This is a genomic window from Colwellia sp. PAMC 21821, from assembly GCF_002077175.1.
Classification (GTDB): Bacteria; Pseudomonadota; Gammaproteobacteria; order Enterobacterales; family Alteromonadaceae; genus Cognaticolwellia.
This window is the reverse complement of record NZ_CP014943.1, coordinates 4,477,998-4,495,384: the sequence shown is the minus strand read 5'-3', so window position 1 is coordinate 4,495,384 and position 17,387 is coordinate 4,477,998. Positions and strand designations below refer to the sequence as shown.

The window sequence follows — 17,387 nt, the reverse complement described above, 5'->3', positions numbered from 1 at the left end:
TTAGCTTGTGGGAATATTTACTCAGCAGCTAAATTAATGTTTTTATATTTAGTTCTGTGCACCATCACAAGTACAATAAAGCCAATCACAGCGACAGTAGCACCAATGGGTTTGCCGAAGTCGCTTGATAAATTAAGGCCTATGGCTGCCGTCATTATGTACGACGCTGTGACCGCGGTCGCTATTACAGCGGGAATGCTGGTGATCCAATGGAATGTACCACGGTCAAACAAGTATTTTGTCGCGAGCCATAATACACTGGTGGAAAGTAGCATATTTGAGAATGCGAAGTAGCGCCAAATCACAGTAAAATCGAGCTTAGTCATAAAGTACGCAATCGTTAAAATCGGTACGGCAAGTAATAATCTATTGCGTATACTTTGCGGAATATTAAAGGCGTCAACAACCGTTAAACGTAAAGAGCGGAACGCGGTATCGCCAGATGTAATAGGGAAAACGGCAACCGCAATTACGGCCATAATGCCGCCAAATACACCAAGATAATTATTAGCAACATGGTTAACCACTAAACCAGGACCACCTTGGTCGAGTAATACCTTTAAACCTGCGTAACCTTCTGGAAATGCAGCTATACCGGCAAGTGCCCAAACACAGCCTACGATACCTTCACATACCATTGCACCGTAATATACTGGGCGAACGTATTTCTCGTTCGTTAAACAGCGCGCAATAATTGGGGCTTGAGTGGAATGAAAACCACTTATGGCACCACAAGTAATCGTAATAAACAGCAGCGGCCAAGTTGGTAAACCATCAGGGTTTGGCTCTAAAAAATCATGAGCGTGGTCGGCTTCAAAGTAAGCTAAAAAGTCACCTGCGACGGGTAAATGAGGTGCATCCATTAATAGTGCAATGGCAACAAAAGTTGTCATTAATATCATTAACAAACCAAAAAATGGATAAAATTTCGTGATAATTTTATCAATAGGTAACAGAGTTGCTAAAAAGTAATACCCTAAAATAGCTAGTACCCAAAAGGTATTATTAGCAAATATTGTCCCTTCGAAGAAATCTAAGTTACTTAGCAAGCCCGCAGGACTCATAATAAATACCACACCAACAAAAAACAGTAGCATGGCAGTAAATATTAACATAAAACCTTTAAAAACAACGTTGTAATATTTTCCTGCTATTTCTGGCAGGCTTTTACCGTCTTCTTTTATACTCATAACACCTGAGAAAAAGTCGTGTACAGCGCCACCTAAAACGTTACCAAGCACAATCCAAACCAATGCTATAGGTCCGTATAAAGCACCCAGTATTGGGCCAAATATTGGACCGACACCTGCGATGTTTAAAAATTGTATTAAAAAGGCCCTTACAGGATGAATGGCAACATAATCAACACCTTCGCTAAAGCGTTTTTGAGGAGTATCAACCGTTGAATCTAAACCCGCTTGTTTTTCGACAAATGGGCTATAAAATTTGTAGCCTAATATTAAAATAGTAAGACAGATAAAAAAGATGATCATAAAGCACGTTTCTCTTGGTAAATGTGTGTTGTAGAGTGCATAAAATGCGACTCGCTTTTTCAATCCTTGAATAATCGCCGGACTTTAACAAAAGGTTAAGTCATTAACAATAAGACGTTTAGCTAATATTTCGCTTATTTATTAGCCACAACTTAAAGTGCCTGTACGTTAAATGCCATGTTGCGATATTAGATACAAACATTAAGCTCTAGCTTTGATTATACTCATTTGATTAATCAACTTACTATTAGGACATCATTATTGAGTCTTTTCAAATAAATATTCACTTAAAGTGTTAAGTTTTTATAAAATAGGAGGAGAGTATAAGTAGGATAGTTTATCTTGTCGCTTATCAGGCATAAAACACAGCGATAAAAGTTATAGACTCGAATGCTGCCAACATAAATACTGCTTAATTGGCCGCTCATCCAAGGCCCTTATTCACCGAAAATTTAGGCTACCATGTGATCAATTTTCGCTGGCTAACCATTTCGCTCTAGTGGAACACGTATAACTTAAGCGTGAAATATTCATCTACTAAGGTAAATAGCGGTAGACGAACTCCGAACGGTTTCGCTATTTACTATTGCAAACTACTTAATTTATAGCGCATTATTATCACAAAGGCAGTTGTAACGAATAAACGGTCACTAATATATATAATAGAAATAATATTAGTGATTAATTTCGCTGAACACTGGGTTCAGCGCTCTGGAGCGCCAGGAACACCATAGTAATATTGTCCAGCGGTTAATCCGCCATCAACAACCATCTCGGCGCCGTTACAATACGATGCATTTTCTGAAACTAAAAACTGCACCATATTAGCCACTTCTTTGGCTTCGCATCCGCGTTGTTGCGGAATAAATGTAAACCGAGCATTGAGTGCTTCTCCACTGAGGCCTTGTGGATTTGTCATCGGTGTATTGACAGCGCCAGGGTGTACGCTATTCACGCGAATACCAAATGGTCCTAATTCAAGGGCAGCCGTTCGTGTTAAGCCTCGTACTGCATATTTACTGGCAGCATAAGCTCCTGTACCATTATTAGGCAAGATTGACGATGCAGATGAAATATTAACAATAGCGCCACTGCCAGCTTTTTTCATTGTTGATATGACACTTTGTAAACCCAAAAAAGTGCCTGTCACATTGACGTCGAGTATCTTTCGGAATTGTTTTGCTTCTGTCGTTTCAAGCGTCGAAAATAGTAATATCCCAGCATTGTTCACTAAAATATCAATTTTCTGATGTTCAGCTAGTGTTGTTTCTACAATAGTTTGCCATTGTTGTTCGTCAGTAACATCGTGGGTAATTGCGGTAACGCTGTTACCAAGTTCTTCGGCCATTTCATTTAGTTCTTCACTGAGAATGTCGGTTGCTATTACGGTGGCACCAGCGTCAACAAAAGCCTGGCATATCGCTTTGCCAATACCTCGAGCAGCTCCCGTGACGATAGCGACTTTATTATTTAATTGTTTAGAATCATTCATTATTAGCAACTCGATTGAATACCGTCACCGGCTTTTAAAACAGTTAAATAGAGGGTTTTATCCCTCTATTTACGCGGGAAAATTAAAGATATGGTTAATTTAGGGCATAAGGGTAATCGACTAGCAATCTAACCCAACACGATAGCCAGCCCTAAGAGCGCCTTCTATATAGCCAACTTCATTACTGTCGCCGATAACACTAACCTTATGTCCTGCGGCGATTAATGTATCTGCTAAACTCCTCTCAGCAGCAATACCACTTGCCATGACAACGCTATCAGCAACGACACTCTGTTGCTCTTCTTTAGTTTGATAGTGCACAGCAGAAGCATCAATTGAACTGACTTGTGCTTCGGTAACTAATGTTACGCCAAGTTCTTTAAGATGATCGAGTACACGCCAACGTCTGACAATACTCAGTTCGGTACCTAGCTTGCTGCTCGCTTCCAGTATAGTCACTTTGCGGCCACGTTCGGCCAAAAACTCGCCTAACTCAAGCCCTACCAAGCCACCACCCACAATGGTTACTCGTTTACCTAATGGCATCCAAATGTGCGATAGTTTTTGTAGCGCGGCAAGTTGCTTGGTTAATCCCAGTAAATTACCTGAGCCGATCATTATTCGTTGCAGAGGACTAAGCTGTGATTTCGTGCTTTGGCTGACTTCACCGGTTAATAATTGTCGAAGTTGTTCACCAGACCAAACATGATTTAATGATGCGCCTTTAACGTCAGGCATCTCTCGGCTTGCACCTGTAGCGACAAATATTTCATCGGCATTCAATGATTCAAGTAATACGGGTGTTGCTGTGGTATTAAGCCTTACGTCAACCTTAGATTGTGCCAATTGCTTCAGTTGAAAGTCGAGTAATTTGCCATTTTCCGGATAAGCGAGTGCAGCAAAAAATAAGGTGCCACCTAAACGTTTACTACGTTCTAACAGTGTAACATGATGCCCCCTATTACTTGCCGTTATCGCGGCTTCAATGCCAGCTGGGCCACCACCAATAACCACAATGTGTTTGGGCTTATCGGTCATAATGACTTTTAATTCAAACTCTTTGCCGGTGCTTGGATTCACCGCACATTTAACACGTTGATTAATAAATACTTGGCTGACACAAACATAACAGTAGATACAAGGTCGAATATTGCTTTCGAGATTTGCGATGAGTTTGTTGGGCAGTTCTGGGTCAGCTAATAGCTTACGGCCCATAGCAACAAAATCACATTTACCGCTAGCAATAGCTTCATCGGCAACGTCTGGCTCTAATCGACCCACGGCAATAACAGGAATAGATACTGCTTTACTTACGGCAGCGGTCCAGTCTAGGAATCCTGCTGGTTTATGTACTAAAGGTGCCTCTGTGAAAGAAGAACCATTAATTAACGTAGAGTAGGCTGAAATGCTAACCGCATTGAAGCCGGCTTTTTCTGCCAACTTGGTTACCGCAATACAATCTTCAAGAGTAATGCCACCTGGTGTGCTTAACTCTTTTGCGTCCAGCCTAAGCCAAACAGGAAAGTCTTGTCCTATTCGTTCGCGTATTGCTGAAATAATTTCAATGAGTATGCGAGCACGGTTTTCAAGGCTACCACCATATTCATCTTCACGGTTGTTGTAATAATTTGATAAAAAACCGGCTAAAATATAGGAGTGTGCCGAATGTAATTCAATACCGTCAAAGCCTGCTTGTTGCGCACGCTTAGCCGCAGCGGCAAACCATTCAACCATTTGCGCGATATCTGCTTTGTCCATGACTCTTATTTTTATAGGCTTGTCTTGTGCTGGTCGAACAAAGGTACTTAACTCTTTATTCGTCACCGACTTCATTATGTCATTTTTGGGCGGAGCAGGTGGCATAGATGGTACCCAAAGCTCACGTCCCTCAGCGAGATCTCGCACGGCAGTTTTACCGGCATGTTGCAATTGCAGCGAAATTTTAGCGCCATGAGCATGAACCCTTTCAGCCAACTTTTTTAGCCCAGGAATAAACTCATCTTTGGAAATGCCCACTTGATAGGGCTCAGCGGTACCTGCTGGAAATGCAATCGCTATAGAACCCATGGTAATTAAGCCGACACCACCTTTGGCTCGTGCTTCATAAAAAGCCTGAATACGTTCGCCACAATGACCATCTGCCTCGGCATAGTTCGAGCCCATAGGCGCCATGATGATGCGGTTACGTAAAGTGAGTCCACCTATTTTTCCAGGCTTTAGCAAATGCTGATAATTTGACATAGGTTATCCCTCTTATTATTCTTTATTTATGTTTGGTGAGGTGCTGTATTAGCCGTGCTTTAAAAAATCAAGACAGCTGCTATTAAATAGTCGCTGATGTTCTACTTGCACCCAATGACCACAGCGGTTAAGCATGATAAAACGAGCCGTTGGGACATTATCGAGAAATTTATGCATACCTTCGTGCGGGTTAAACTTGTCATTTATACCCCAAAAACCTAGCACAGGACAGTTAAGTTCTGCTAAACGCTCTGTCATGTTTGGCACCATCATGGTGGTAAATAAATTAGCGGGTTGCGTAACGGCAACAGCAGCGCGTTCGGCTAATATATCATCAGAAAGAATAGCAGCATCAAAAAGCTGTAAAGACATAACTTCTCGCATTTGCTCTACGCCCATTGGGCCGCGACTATAAACGTCTACCATGCGCGCAATACCTTCCATCGCAAAGTAAGTCTCGCGTTCTTCAACGCCACCTGGCGCCATTAATATTAATCGTTCTACGGTATCTGGATAATCTAATGCTTGGCCTAAAGCTATGGCGCCACCTAGAGAATTACCTAATAAAGTAACTTTCTTTACGCCAAGCGCGGCAATAAAACCGTTAAGTGCAGTAACAAAAAAGTCAAGGTCGTAATTAACATCGTCTGGCTTGTCTGAACGACCAAAACCAGGTAAATCTAAAATAATATTACGATAGCCCGCATCAGCAAACTCAGGGAAATTGCCTTTGAAATTGCTAAACCCACTCGCACCTGGACCACTGCCATGAAGCCATATGATAACAGGGCCTTGGCCTTGCTCTATATAATGTAGTTTAAGTCCGCTATCTAGGGTAACAAAGTGTCCCAGTGGTAACGGTAAATCCTGTGGTTGGTTTGGATTATTTGTTTGCTGATTCATAACTCTATCTCCTAATATAAGCTAACTAGCCAGGTTGTGATGAAATCATAACCTTTGCGTATTTTTATGAAAAATTCCTACTGAATACTGCGTTTCAATCAGCGCTAAAACATCGTCCATATAGACCACTATTATTGTTTTTAGCATTTAGTCTTGTTGGACGATGCCGCTTTTCATCACATATCCCAATATAAGTTCATCACTATTATCGGTGCGACTTTAGACGTTATTCTATATACACCGATTGACTTGGAAAACAAACTTGGGGATACAAGCATGAAACATCAGGATCAAGTTGTACTAGTAACTGGCGCGGGCCAAGGCATGGGCCAATCAATAGTGCGTTATTTTGCCGATGCAGGTGCCAAAGTCGCCGCTGTTGATATAAACACTCAAGCTTTAAAAGCTACCGTCGACGAGCTTAATGGTTGGGTCAACGGTGAAATTATTGCCATTACCGCCAATATTTCAAAAAGTGATTCAGTTAAATCAGCCATAGAAACAGTCGTCGAAAAGTATGGTCGACTTGATGTCATCGTTAATGTTGCAGGTGTTGGCTCTATCGATGGTTTCCTAGAAACCCCAGATGAAAACTGGGACAAGGTTATCGGTGTTAACTTAACCGGTACTTTCTTATGTTGTCGAGAAGCCGCTAAAGTTATGCACAAACAAGGCGCAGGCAGCATTATTAATGTTTCAAGCACGGCCGCTCTAACAGGTGAAGGTCCGAGTCACTATTGTGCATCAAAAGCCGGTGTTATGGGATTAACGCGCAGCATAGCTCGTGAATTGGCTTCAAGCGGCATTCGAGTTAATACCATTGTACCAGGCCCAACTAATACACCTATGATGGCTGATATACCTGAAGAATGGACTCAGAAAATGATTGATGCCATTCCTTTAGGCCGTATGGGCGAGAGCGATGATATTGCTAAAGTGGCGAGTTTCTTAGCGTGTGATGATTCCGGCTTTATTACCGGACAAAATATCGCTGTTAATGGCGGCATGGCCTTTATTTAAGGATGTATGATGAGTGATTTAAAGACTATGACGCTAGAGCAGCGTATCGACCGATTAGAGTCCATTGAGTCTATTCGACAACTGGCTGGAAAATACTCACTGTCTTTAGACATGCGAGATATTGATGCTCATGTCGGTTTGTTCGCCCCTGACGTACGCGTCGGTGGTGGTAAATCTGGACGTGCTCATCTCAAAGCGTGGGTCGATTCGACTTTACGTGATCAGTTTACGGGTACCTCCCATCACACCGGTCAGCATGTTATTGAAATGGTTGACGAAGATCATGCTATTGGTGTTGTTTATTCCAAAAATGAGCATGAAACAGGTCGTGAATGGGTCCTCATGCAAATGTTGTACTGGGATGATTACGAACGTGTTGATGATGTATGGTATTTTCGCCGACGCTTGCCATGTTATTGGTATGCCAGCGACCTTAACTCAGCCCCTATTGGTGACATGAAAATGCGTTGGCCAGGTCGTGAACCATACACGGGAACTTTCCATGATTTGTTTCCATCATGGCAGGCATTTTGGCAAAACAGACCTAACGAAGATGAATTACCTGAAGTTTCTGCTCCTGCACCACTTGAGCACTTCCTTCGTACTATGCGCGGTGATACCCCTGCGCCTAGAATTCGCGTTCGATGATTTAGAATTTAGGAGTATACACCTTGGATGATACAACAATTCCCTATGCAGGTAACCTTGATAACGCAGCGATATCAAGAGCTGCAAGTCAACAGAAAATGGACGCACGTGCTATAGCATCTCGATCTGTTAGTCCGTCGCAAAAATACAGCATTGCAGATCGCTTAGAAGAAAAAGTAAATAGCCAAGGTGATGCAACTTTCTTGATTTACCAAGGTAAAACCTTGAGTTATAGCGACGTTAATACTCAAGCAAATAAATTTGCCAAAGCTATTCAAGCGCGGGGTTTAATGGAAGGTGATTCATGTGCGATGGCATTTGAAAACCGTCCTGAATTTTTCTTTACCTGGTTTGCTTTAACTAAATTAGGTGTCATTGTTGCGTTTATTAACTCACAAGTTCAAGGTAATGTACTTGAACACGCTATTAACACCACAGGCAGTGATGTCGTGATTGTCGGTGAAGAATGTGTTGAGCGTTTTATTGAAACGCCAGGGCTTGCCAACAAAAAAATATGGTTAGTAGCCGATGAAGAATTAACCGAAAAGCCTGCTTTACCTGACTGGATTGATAATACTTTTGACGCTGATGTTGCAGCGCAAAATGGTGAAAGCTACATACAGGCGCGCGGCGAGACTGTTGGTGAAACACCGACTTTACTTATTTTTACATCGGGTACAACAGGGCTACCTAAAGCGGCTATTTATAGTCACATGCGTTGGTTAACCTCTGGTGATGTTATGGTTGAAACGGTTTCAGCTACCCCTGACGATGTATTCTATTGTTGCCTGCCGTTATATCACGGTGCTGCAGCTACTTCAGTAACCTCGACAGCACTTGCTGCGGGGTCAAGTATTGTCGTTAGGCGCAAATTTAGTGTTAGAAATTTTTGGCCTGATGTTCAAAAGTATAACATCACCATATGCCAATATATTGGTGAAATATGTCGTTACTTATTAAATTATGCCGAAGCAAGCGATATCAAGCCTAAAGATCATAAATTACGTTGCATGTTAGGTGCTGGCTTAACCGAAACTAGCTGGCGACGCTGGATTGAATATTTCGGTGAAATGGATATTCTTGAGGGCTGGGGTTCTACAGAAGCAAATACCAACTTACTTAACTTAGATAACTTCATTGGCTCTTGTGGCCGAGTACCACGTTGGGATCGTACCAATTTTAGACTGGTGAAATTTGATACAGAAACCGAAACGCATCTCAAAGATGAAAACGGTGACTATATTTTGTGTCAGCCAGGTGAAGTAGGCGAAGGCTTAGGCATGATTATTAATCATCCAGACTTTGGCGGTGGTCGATTTGAAGGCTATACCTCCAAAGAAGGTACAGAGCAAAAAATACTTCGCAATGTATTTCAAGATGGCGATTCTTACTGGCGCTCAGGCGATTTACTACGTTATGACGAAAATGGTTATTTCTATTTTGTCGACCGCATCGGAGATACTTATCGCTGGAAAAGTGAAAATGTTTCCTCACAGGAAGTGGCTACTGCGTTAGCTGAATATGAAGGTGCGGAGCTAATGAATATTTATGGTGTTCAAGTCCCAGATCATGAAGGACGTGCAGGTATGGCGGCTATTGTTATGCAAGAAGGCTGTCAGTTTGATCCCGTTGCATTTTATGATCTTACTACCGCTAAAGTGCCTAACTATGCCGCGCCACAATTTATTCGTGTCAGTAAAGCCGCAGATATGACCTCAACGTTTAAGTTACGTAAAGTAGATTTACAAAAACAAGGTTATGATCCTGTTGCTTGTGATGAACCAATTTTTGTTCGTAATGATAAACTAGAATGTTATCTCGCTTACAGTGATAGTGTTTTACAAGCTACGGGCTTTCCACCTTTTTTAAAACCTGAGGAGAAGTAATGGGATTAGCAGGAAATGCCGCTATCGTTGGTGCGGCTCAATACAAACCCGAAAAATATCAGACAGCTCCGCAAATGTTCCATTTGGAGCAAGTTGCAGATTTGGCTCATCAAGCGTTGCAAGATGCTGGTTTACATAAAGATGATTTAGATGGCCTGGTAATCAATGGACCTCAGTTTCATGAGGCCTCAGTATTTGTGCCCGCCATGGCGGCTGAATACTTAGGTATTGAAGTGAACTTTGCCGAAGTAGTTGATCTTGGTGGTTGTACCGCAGTGGCTCAGATTTGGCGTGCAGCCGCTGCCATTGAACTGGGTTTATGTCAGGCTGTACTTTGTGTTATTCCAGCCAGAATGGCACCACTTGCGCCTAATGAAGATCCAGCTTGGATGGCTCAAGCTATGCGTTATGGTGGCCACAGTACTGCTTTTGGTGCGCCCGAAGCAGAATTTGATCTACCTTATGGTCATATGGGACAAAATACCGGTTATGCGATGATTGCTCAGCGTTATGCTGCACAATATGGTTATGACCAAGCTGCTATGGCAAAAATAGCGGTAGATCAACGCTTTAATGCGCAATATCACAAAGATGCCATTTTTAGAGGTAAAGAGCTAACCATTGAAGACGTACTAGGCTCTAGATTAGTAGCTGACCCATTACATGTGCTAGAAATTGTTATGCCTGTCGCCGGTGGTGCCGCTGTTATTGTTGCGTCTAAAGAAGTGGCCGCAAGAGCAAAGAAACGTCCGGCATTTGTTACGGGCTTTGGTGAGCGTTTATCATTTAAATCTCCTACTTATGCTAAAGATATGACGGTAACTCCGGTAGCTGAAGCAGCCCGACGTGCATTTAGCATGGCCGGCCTTACGCCAAAAGATATCCATGCAGCACAAATTTATGATTGTTATACGATTACTGTTTTGCTGTCGCTTGAAGACGCAGGTTTTTGTCCTAAAGGAGAAGGTATGCGCTTTATTAAAGAGCATAATTTGACTTGGAAAGGTGACTTTCCAATGAACACCCATGGTGGGCAACTCAGCTTCGGCCAAGCGGCATCGGCAGGTGGTTTCTCGCAAGTTATTGAAGCATTTGATCAAATTTCTAATTCTGCTGATGGGCGTCAACTACAAGGTTGTGACAATGTATTTGTTAGCGGCACGGGTGGCGTAATGAGTGAGCAGGGCGCATTGATATTACAAGGGGGCTAGTATGGCGACTTTAAAACCTATGCCGGTAGCAACAAAGATTTCAGCGCCATTCTGGCAGGCGCTTAAAGAAAATCAACTTAAAATTCAACAATGTAACAGCTGTGATGGCTGGGTATTCTTCCCGCGCAATCATTGTAGCCATTGTTTGGCGCATGACCTGGAGTGGAAGCAGGTCTCTGGTGAGGGCATTCTATATTCATATACCTTAACCCGTATTCCTACCATGCCAGAATTTGCCGATGAAATGCCTCAAGCATTAGCTGTGGTTGAATTAGCACAAGGTGTTCGCATCAATACCACGTTAATTGATGTTGCAGAGCAGGATATTAAAGTGGGTATGGCTGTAAAGCCAGTTTTTGACAAAGTCAGTAGTGACGGTGAAACTTTGCTACGTTTTACTTCGACGAATAATGCCGGTGGTATCCATGCTTATATCGATCCCCTTAACGGGCTTGAATCTAATGACAAAGGTCAAGTACAAGTACCGGTTAGCAATCTTGCGGCGCTTTATGCACTCGCAGATAATAAATTTACCGAATGGAGTAACAAGGTTGTTGTTGATCAAGCACTGATTAATGCATTTGCTGAGCTATCAGGTGATGACTACTGGTTACATACCGATCCAGAACGTGCGAAAACAGATAGTCCATTTAAAACCACCATCGCTCATGGTTCGTTAGTGCAAGTATTGCAATCGAGGTTAACCATTGGGCTGCCATTTGAAGTCGTTGGTTTTAAAACTATGATTAACTATGGTTCAAATCGTCTACGATTCCCTGCGCCTGTGCCGGCAGGTTCAACTATTCATGGCCGTAGTAAAGTAAAAGATATTTCTATATCTCACAAAGGTGTGCAATTGACCCTAGAGATAAATATCCATGTAGTGGGTAATGATAAACCAAGTGTCATCAATGATTTGGTCATTCTCTATCGCTAAATAATATATTTATACGTGCATAATTATAAAACCGCTAACCAGTATATTGTTCAGCGGTTTTTCTTTATTTTACTTTTAAGTTTTTGACTATTATTGGTTTTTTTTCGTATTGGCTTTTAGTCTCAACGGACGATGAAGCGCTAGTAATTTGCTCTGATAATGAACCTAATCACAATTTTGTTAGAGAGGGTACATGGATATTCGCGCATTAGGTTATTTCGTTGCACAAAGTGACGCACCAGAAGAATGGAAAGACTACGCTGAACAAGTGTTGGGTATGATGACAGCACCAACAGAAGAAGGTGGGTTTTACCTAAAAATGGATGAGCGTCCTTATCGTATGCTTATTGTTCCTGGTGAAGATAAACGCTACTTAGCCTCAGGTTGGGAGCTATCAGGTGCTAAAGCATTTAATGACGCTAAACAAACACTCTTAGATAAAGGTGTTGCGTTTGATGAAGCAGATGAAGCCTTATGTAAGCTCCGTCAAGTGCAGAATATTCTTATTGTTAACGACCCTGCAGGTAATCGCCACGAGCTTTATTGGGGTCATATGTCTGACTGCCAACCTTTTTCTTCACCTCAAGGTGTACCGGCTTTTATCACTGGCGATATGGGGCTAGGGCATACGGTATTACCGGCGCCAAACTTCACTGAAACTTATGAGTTTTTGACTGATGTACTGGGCTTTGAATTATCTGATCTATTCAACTTTAAACCTGCTCCAGACGCTGATCCTATTCGTATCTATTTTATGCATTGTGCTAACGCGCGTCACCATAGTTTAGCTATTTGTGAATTCCCGGTTCCTAGTGGCTGTGTTCATGCCATGGTTGAAGTCGACAGTATGACAGAGGTTGGCCGTGCTTATGATAGACAGGCGCAGCATAACGTCAAACTTTCTGCGACCTTAGGTCAGCATCTCAATGACAAAATGACATCATTTTATATGAAAACACCTTCTGGCTTCGATTTAGAGTATGGCTGTGGTGGTTTGCAGGTCGATAATTGGCAAGAACATTGTGCATTTGAGTTTAACCGAGTGAGCCTTTGGGGCCACGATTTCTCAGTAGGAGAAAAATAATGAATAAATTAAAAACAGCAACTGAAATGGTTGCCGAACTAAAAGATGGCATGACTATCGGTATTGGCGGATGGGGACCTCGTCGCAAGCCAATGGCACTTATTCGTGAAATTCTACGCTCAGATCTTAAGGATCTGACTATTGTTGCCTATGGCGGAGCCGATGTTGGCATGTTATGCGCAGCTGGCAAAGTTAAAAAGTTAATATTTGCTTTTGTTTCTCTAGATTTTATCCCGCTAGAGCCTTTCTTTCGTAAAGCGCGTGAGCAAGGCGACTTAGCGTTAATGGAAATTGATGAAGGTATGCTGTTACTGGGTCTTCGTGCTGCAGCTTGGGGATGTCCTTTCATTCCAACTCAGGTTGGCCTTGGCACCGACGTGCTAAAGCATAATCCTGATTTAAAAGTTATCGACAGTCCTTACGATGACAAAGAATGGGTAGCGATGCCAGCGCTTAAGCTTGATGCTGCACTTGTGCATGTTGACCATGCCGATGAACGCGGCGTTTGTCAGATATCAGGTCCAGATCATTACATGGATGATTGGTTTGTTCGTGCAGCAAAGAAAAGTTATATCAGCTGCGATGAACTCGTAGACACTACTCATTTCAACAGTCCAGAAGCAGCACGTCAGGTATTTTGGGAGCGCAGTTTGACCACAGCTGTTTGTCCAATCGCTGGTGGTGCGCATCCGACGAGTTGTCCACCATTTTATGGTATCGACAACAAGCATCTACTGCAATATAACAAATACGCAAAAGAAGGCGGTTTTAGTGCCTACAGCGAAGCGTTTATTAACAATAAAACTGAGCAAGACTATCAAAATCTGGTTGGCGGAATCGATGCGATTCGTCAAATTCCTAAAACAAGCTATTAAGGCAGGACATTAAGATGACAGCAATTCAATACAGTTTGGCAGAATTAATGATTTGTGCCGCTGCAAAAGCGTTTGATAACGACGGTGAAGTGTTAGCTACGGGAATCGGAGTTATTCCAAGATTAGCGGCTAGTGTTTCGATGAGCACTAATAACCCTGACTTAATGATGACAGATTCAGAGGCTTATGTGCTTAGCGAGCCAAATCCTATTGGCCCGCGCAGTGATGACTTTGTTCAACGTAATGAAACCTGGATGGGTTTTTCTCGTATTTTTGATAATGTTTGGAGCCGTCAACGTCATGCGATGATTGGGCCAACACAAATTGATAAATATGGGCAGAGTAATATTTCTGCACTGGGTAGCGACTACGATAAGCCTAAGATTCAAATGCTTGGTGTCCGTGGTCTGCCGGGTAACTCTATTAGCCATGCAAACTCTTTCTTTGTACCGAGTCACAATAAACGTGTATTCGTAGCAAACGAGTGTGATGTCGTGTGTTCGATAGGCTACAACCCTGATCGTTTACCTAAAGGCTATAAATTAGACGATGTTGATATCCGTTTAGTTATTTCAGACATTTGTGTAATGGATTGGCAAGGCCCTAATCATCAATTGCGACTAGTTAGCGTACACCCTGGTGTTAGCGTTGAAGAAGTGATTGAAAAAACAGGTTTTGAAATCCATGTCGATGAAAATACGCCGACGACACCTGCACCTTCAGCCGAGCAATTGGCCTTAATAGCTAAGTTTGACCCACATAATCTCAGATCAAAGCAACTAAAGGATAATCCTCCAGGTATTCGCGCAGCTGTGGTTGGTGAAGGAGAGTCAAAATGAGTGATGTTAAAACAATAGATGATGTTGTGTTATACGAAGTGCTTGGTCCAGTTGCTATTGTGACAATGAATCGTCCTGAATATAACAACGCACAAAATTCACAAATGACTTACGCGCTAGACAAAGCATTTCAACTAGCGACCAATGATGACGAAGTGAAGGTAATTGTACTGGCGGGTAACGGTAAACACTTTTCAGCGGGTCACGATATTGGTACGCCAGGTCGTGATGTAGATAAAAGCTTCGATCGTACTAATCTTTTTTACGATCACGCTAACAAACCAGGCGGTGAATTCTTATATGCCCGCGAGCATGAAGTATATCTGGGTATGTGTCGTCGCTGGCGTGACCTACCAAAACCGACTATTGCCATGGTACAAGGTGCCTGTGTTGCCGGTGGTTTAATGCTGGCGTGGGTTTGTGACTTAATTATTGCCGATGATAAAGCATTTTTCTCTGATCCTGTTGTGCGTATGGGCATTCCAGGTGTTGAATACTTTGCTCATGTGCATGAACTTAACCCGCGCATTGCTAAAGAGTTTTTATTCACCGGTGATCGCATGTCTGCAGAGCGAGCTTATCAAATGGGCATGGTTAATCGAGTTGTTCCAACTGAAAACTTACGTGAAGCGACTTTCGTTTTAGCCGAGCGTATTGCACAAATGCCAAGACTAGGTTTGCAATTAACCAAACAAGTGATCAATAACGCAGAAGATCTTATGGGCAAGCGCTCGACTATGGACATGGCATTTGGACTGCATCATTTTGCTCATGCTCACAATGAGACCGTTTCTGGAGATCGCCTGGGCGGTTTTGATGCTAAAGCAATGGCTAATGCCAACAAGTCTGCAGCTAAGGACAAATAAATATGAGCACAGAGAACAATAATGCCGATGGTCGCTGGAATACACCGTTAACTGAGGCACTGGGTTGTCGTTATCCAATTATTCAAACGGCGATGGGCTGGGTCTCTGATGCAAATCTGGTCATAGCAACAACACGCGCAGGTGGTTTTGGCTTTTTGGCTGGTGCTACCATGGGCAGTGAAGAAGTTGAGGATCAAATAAAAAAAGTTATTGCCGCTACGGGTACCAGTAACTTCGGCCTTAACTTTCACATGTTTCAAGAAAATGCTCAGCAATGTCTTGATTTAGCCATTGAATATAAGTTAAAAGCTGTGAGTTATGGTCGTGGTCCAGATCAAGCAACCATTGCCCGACTTAAAGCCGCAGGCGTGTTATGTATTCCAACCGTTGGTGCGGTTAAACACGCGGTGAAAGCGGTTGAATTGGGCGCAGACATGGTCACTATTCAAGGCAGTGAGGGCGGTGGTCATACCGGTAGTGTGCCCAGTAGCATTTTATTACCTCAAGTATTAAACGCTGTGTCAGTTCCTGTCATTGCCGCTGGAGGTTTCTCTTGCGGTCGTGGCTTAGCGTCAGTGTTAGGCGCAGGTGCTGCAGGAATGGCAATGGGTACGCGTTTTTTACTGACATCGGATGCTCCTACCCCAAAGATTACACAACAACGTTATATCGACACTAAAGACAGTGCAGATATCAGAATATCTACAGCGGTTGATGGTATGCGCCATCGGATGATTAATACGCCATTTATTGATGAACTTGAGCGTTCGGGCGGTATAAAACGCCTGTGGATCGCGCTGTGTAGTGCACGCCAATGGCAAAAAGAAACGGGCATGACTTACCTACATATGCTGAAAGTATTTTTCAGAGGCTTGCGTGAAGATCCCAAAGCGGCGGCAACACTCATTATGTCGGCCAATCAACCCGTGTTAATTCAAAAATCTATGGTCGACGGTAATCCTGACGCTGGCATTTTGCCTAGTGGTCAAGTTGCTGCTGTTATCGATGATTTACCCAGTGTTGAAACATTGATAAATGAAATTATTACCGAGGCAGATAATTGCCTTGAACAATTGATAACCCGCCGGAATAACCGGTTAGCCCAATAAGGAGGTTCCTTGATATGAACCAAGCATTTAAAAGGCATATCGAAAACGGTATCGCAGAAATCGTCATCAATAAAGCACCCGTCAACGCACTTGATAGTGAAGAGTGGCATGCGCTAGCAGATCTTATCGACAGCGTAGGTAAGAACCCAGAGGCACGGGTATTAATTATTCGCGCTGAAGGCCGCGGTTTTTGTGCGGGTGTTGATATTAAAGAATTAGATCAATTTCCAGAGCGTATTGTCAGCGTCAATGCAGGCAACTATGAAACGTTTAAAGCGGTGCACCTTTGTCCTATTCCGGTCATCGTGGCATTACATGGCTATGTATTAGGTGGTGGCATTGGCATTACCGGGGCAGCAGATATTGTTGTAGCTTCTGAGTGTACAACGTTTGCATTGCCAGAAGTTGATCGTGGTGCAATGGGTGGTGGTGCTCATCTACAGCGTTTATTCCCGGTACAAAAAGTGCGTTATTTGTTTTTTACTGGTGAAACAATCACGGTACAAGACGCTGACAAATATGGTTTTATCGAGCGTATCGTGCCTAAAGACCAATTGCGTGATAATGCCTTAGAAATTGCTGGGAAAATTGCCGCGAAAAGCTCAGATATGATCCGGATTGCTAAAGAAAGCCTTAATGGTATCGAAGACGGAGACTTAGAGGCTAAATACCGCTGGGAGCAAGGCTTTACTTTACAAGCTTATATGAGCCCTGATTCCGCTGAAACACGTCGTGCGTTTGTTGACAAGCGCGAAGCAAATTTTTAGGCGACTCTTTTGAAGC

General features: G+C 42.8%; 15 protein-coding genes. 11 read left to right on the top strand and 4 right to left on the bottom strand.

Going from position 1 to position 17,387, the window contains the following annotated elements:
* Window positions 1–17: 17 nt before the first annotated feature.
* From A3Q33_RS18790 to A3Q33_RS18775, 4 genes are all read right to left on the bottom strand, one after another.
* Window positions 18–1,493 (bottom strand): carbon starvation CstA family protein, encoded by a 1,476-nt coding sequence (locus A3Q33_RS18790; RefSeq protein WP_081181370.1) that lies wholly within the window; start codon window positions 1,491–1,493, stop codon window positions 18–20.
* Window positions 1,494–2,196: 703 nt separating this feature from the next.
* Complete coding sequence (locus A3Q33_RS18785) at window positions 2,197–2,985, bottom strand: SDR family NAD(P)-dependent oxidoreductase (protein WP_081181368.1); 789 nt, start codon at window positions 2,983–2,985, stop codon at window positions 2,197–2,199.
* 120 nt (window positions 2,986–3,105) lie between these two features.
* Complete coding sequence (locus A3Q33_RS18780; RefSeq protein ID WP_081181366.1) at window positions 3,106–5,226, bottom strand: oxidoreductase; 2,121 nt, start codon at window positions 5,224–5,226, stop codon at window positions 3,106–3,108.
* 48 nt (window positions 5,227–5,274) lie between these two features.
* Entirely contained in the window at window positions 5,275–6,129 is an 855-nt protein-coding gene (locus tag A3Q33_RS18775) for an alpha/beta fold hydrolase (RefSeq protein WP_081181364.1), read from the bottom strand.
* A gap of 276 nt (window positions 6,130–6,405) precedes the next feature.
* Between A3Q33_RS18775 and A3Q33_RS18770 the strand changes: the two genes are divergently transcribed.
* From A3Q33_RS18770 to A3Q33_RS18720, 11 genes are all read left to right on the top strand, one after another.
* A complete protein-coding gene (locus A3Q33_RS18770) occupies window positions 6,406–7,149 on the top strand; it encodes an SDR family NAD(P)-dependent oxidoreductase (protein ID WP_081181362.1) in 744 nt (247 codons plus the stop codon).
* A 9-nt stretch (window positions 7,150–7,158) separates the two neighbouring features.
* Window positions 7,159–7,797 carry a nuclear transport factor 2 family protein gene (locus A3Q33_RS18765; protein ID WP_081181360.1) on the top strand — a complete coding sequence of 213 codons (639 nt, stop codon included), beginning with the start codon at window positions 7,159–7,161 and terminating at the stop codon, window positions 7,795–7,797.
* A 23-nt stretch (window positions 7,798–7,820) separates the two neighbouring features.
* Window positions 7,821–9,683 carry a long-chain-acyl-CoA synthetase gene (locus A3Q33_RS18760; protein ID WP_081181358.1) on the top strand — a complete coding sequence of 621 codons (1,863 nt, stop codon included), beginning with the start codon at window positions 7,821–7,823 and terminating at the stop codon, window positions 9,681–9,683.
* On the top strand, window positions 9,683–10,894 hold the full coding sequence (locus tag A3Q33_RS18755; RefSeq protein WP_081181356.1) for a thiolase family protein: 1,212 nt from the start codon (window positions 9,683–9,685) through the stop codon (window positions 10,892–10,894). The genes A3Q33_RS18760 and A3Q33_RS18755 overlap by 1 nt, the downstream gene beginning before the upstream one ends.
* 1 nt (window position 10,895) lies before the next feature.
* On the top strand, window positions 10,896–11,831 hold the full coding sequence (locus A3Q33_RS18750) for a bifunctional OB-fold nucleic acid binding domain-containing protein/MaoC family dehydratase (protein ID WP_081181354.1): 936 nt from the start codon (window positions 10,896–10,898) through the stop codon (window positions 11,829–11,831).
* Between the two features lie 193 nt (window positions 11,832–12,024).
* On the top strand, window positions 12,025–12,915 hold the full coding sequence (locus A3Q33_RS18745) for a VOC family protein (RefSeq protein WP_081181352.1): 891 nt from the start codon (window positions 12,025–12,027) through the stop codon (window positions 12,913–12,915).
* Window positions 12,915–13,790 carry a CoA transferase subunit A gene (locus tag A3Q33_RS18740; protein WP_081181350.1) on the top strand — a complete coding sequence of 292 codons (876 nt, stop codon included), beginning with the start codon at window positions 12,915–12,917 and terminating at the stop codon, window positions 13,788–13,790. The genes A3Q33_RS18745 and A3Q33_RS18740 overlap by 1 nt, the downstream gene beginning before the upstream one ends.
* 14 nt (window positions 13,791–13,804) lie before the next feature.
* Window positions 13,805–14,629, top strand: a complete 825-nt coding sequence (locus A3Q33_RS18735) for a CoA-transferase subunit beta (RefSeq protein ID WP_081181348.1) — start codon at window positions 13,805–13,807, stop codon at window positions 14,627–14,629.
* On the top strand, window positions 14,626–15,495 hold the full coding sequence (locus A3Q33_RS18730) for an enoyl-CoA hydratase (RefSeq protein WP_081181346.1): 870 nt from the start codon (window positions 14,626–14,628) through the stop codon (window positions 15,493–15,495). Before A3Q33_RS18735 ends, A3Q33_RS18730 begins: the two co-directional genes overlap by 4 nt.
* A 2-nt stretch (window positions 15,496–15,497) precedes the next feature.
* Window positions 15,498–16,604: an NAD(P)H-dependent flavin oxidoreductase gene (locus A3Q33_RS18725; protein WP_081181344.1), complete on the top strand. Its 1,107-nt coding sequence runs from the start codon at window positions 15,498–15,500 to the stop codon at window positions 16,602–16,604.
* Between the two features lie 14 nt (window positions 16,605–16,618).
* Complete coding sequence (locus A3Q33_RS18720) at window positions 16,619–17,371, top strand: enoyl-CoA hydratase family protein (protein WP_081181342.1); 753 nt, start codon at window positions 16,619–16,621, stop codon at window positions 17,369–17,371.
* Window positions 17,372–17,387: the final 16 nt, after the last annotated feature.

What these genes read in the sequence shown, in the direction of transcription:
- A3Q33_RS18790 (WP_081181370.1), bottom strand. Translation starts at nt 1,493, where the DNA reads ATGATCATCTTTTTTATCTGTCTTACTATTTTAATATTAGGCTACAAA.
- A3Q33_RS18785 (WP_081181368.1), bottom strand. Translation starts at nt 2,985, where the DNA reads ATGAATGATTCTAAACAATTAAATAATAAAGTCGCTATCGTCACGGGA.
- A3Q33_RS18780 (WP_081181366.1), bottom strand. Translation starts at nt 5,226, where the DNA reads ATGTCAAATTATCAGCATTTGCTAAAGCCTGGAAAAATAGGTGGACTC.
- A3Q33_RS18775 (WP_081181364.1), bottom strand. Translation starts at nt 6,129, where the DNA reads ATGAATCAGCAAACAAATAATCCAAACCAACCACAGGATTTACCGTTA.
- A3Q33_RS18770 (WP_081181362.1), top strand. Translation starts at nt 6,406, where the DNA reads ATGAAACATCAGGATCAAGTTGTACTAGTAACTGGCGCGGGCCAAGGC.
- A3Q33_RS18765 (WP_081181360.1), top strand. Translation starts at nt 7,159, where the DNA reads ATGAGTGATTTAAAGACTATGACGCTAGAGCAGCGTATCGACCGATTA.
- A3Q33_RS18755 (WP_081181356.1), top strand. Translation starts at nt 9,683, where the DNA reads ATGGGATTAGCAGGAAATGCCGCTATCGTTGGTGCGGCTCAATACAAA.
- A3Q33_RS18750 (WP_081181354.1), top strand. Translation starts at nt 10,896, where the DNA reads ATGGCGACTTTAAAACCTATGCCGGTAGCAACAAAGATTTCAGCGCCA.
- A3Q33_RS18745 (WP_081181352.1), top strand. Translation starts at nt 12,025, where the DNA reads ATGGATATTCGCGCATTAGGTTATTTCGTTGCACAAAGTGACGCACCA.
- A3Q33_RS18740 (WP_081181350.1), top strand. Translation starts at nt 12,915, where the DNA reads ATGAATAAATTAAAAACAGCAACTGAAATGGTTGCCGAACTAAAAGAT.
- A3Q33_RS18735 (WP_081181348.1), top strand. Translation starts at nt 13,805, where the DNA reads ATGACAGCAATTCAATACAGTTTGGCAGAATTAATGATTTGTGCCGCT.
- A3Q33_RS18730 (WP_081181346.1), top strand. Translation starts at nt 14,626, where the DNA reads ATGAGTGATGTTAAAACAATAGATGATGTTGTGTTATACGAAGTGCTT.
- A3Q33_RS18725 (WP_081181344.1), top strand. Translation starts at nt 15,498, where the DNA reads ATGAGCACAGAGAACAATAATGCCGATGGTCGCTGGAATACACCGTTA.
- A3Q33_RS18720 (WP_081181342.1), top strand. Translation starts at nt 16,619, where the DNA reads ATGAACCAAGCATTTAAAAGGCATATCGAAAACGGTATCGCAGAAATC.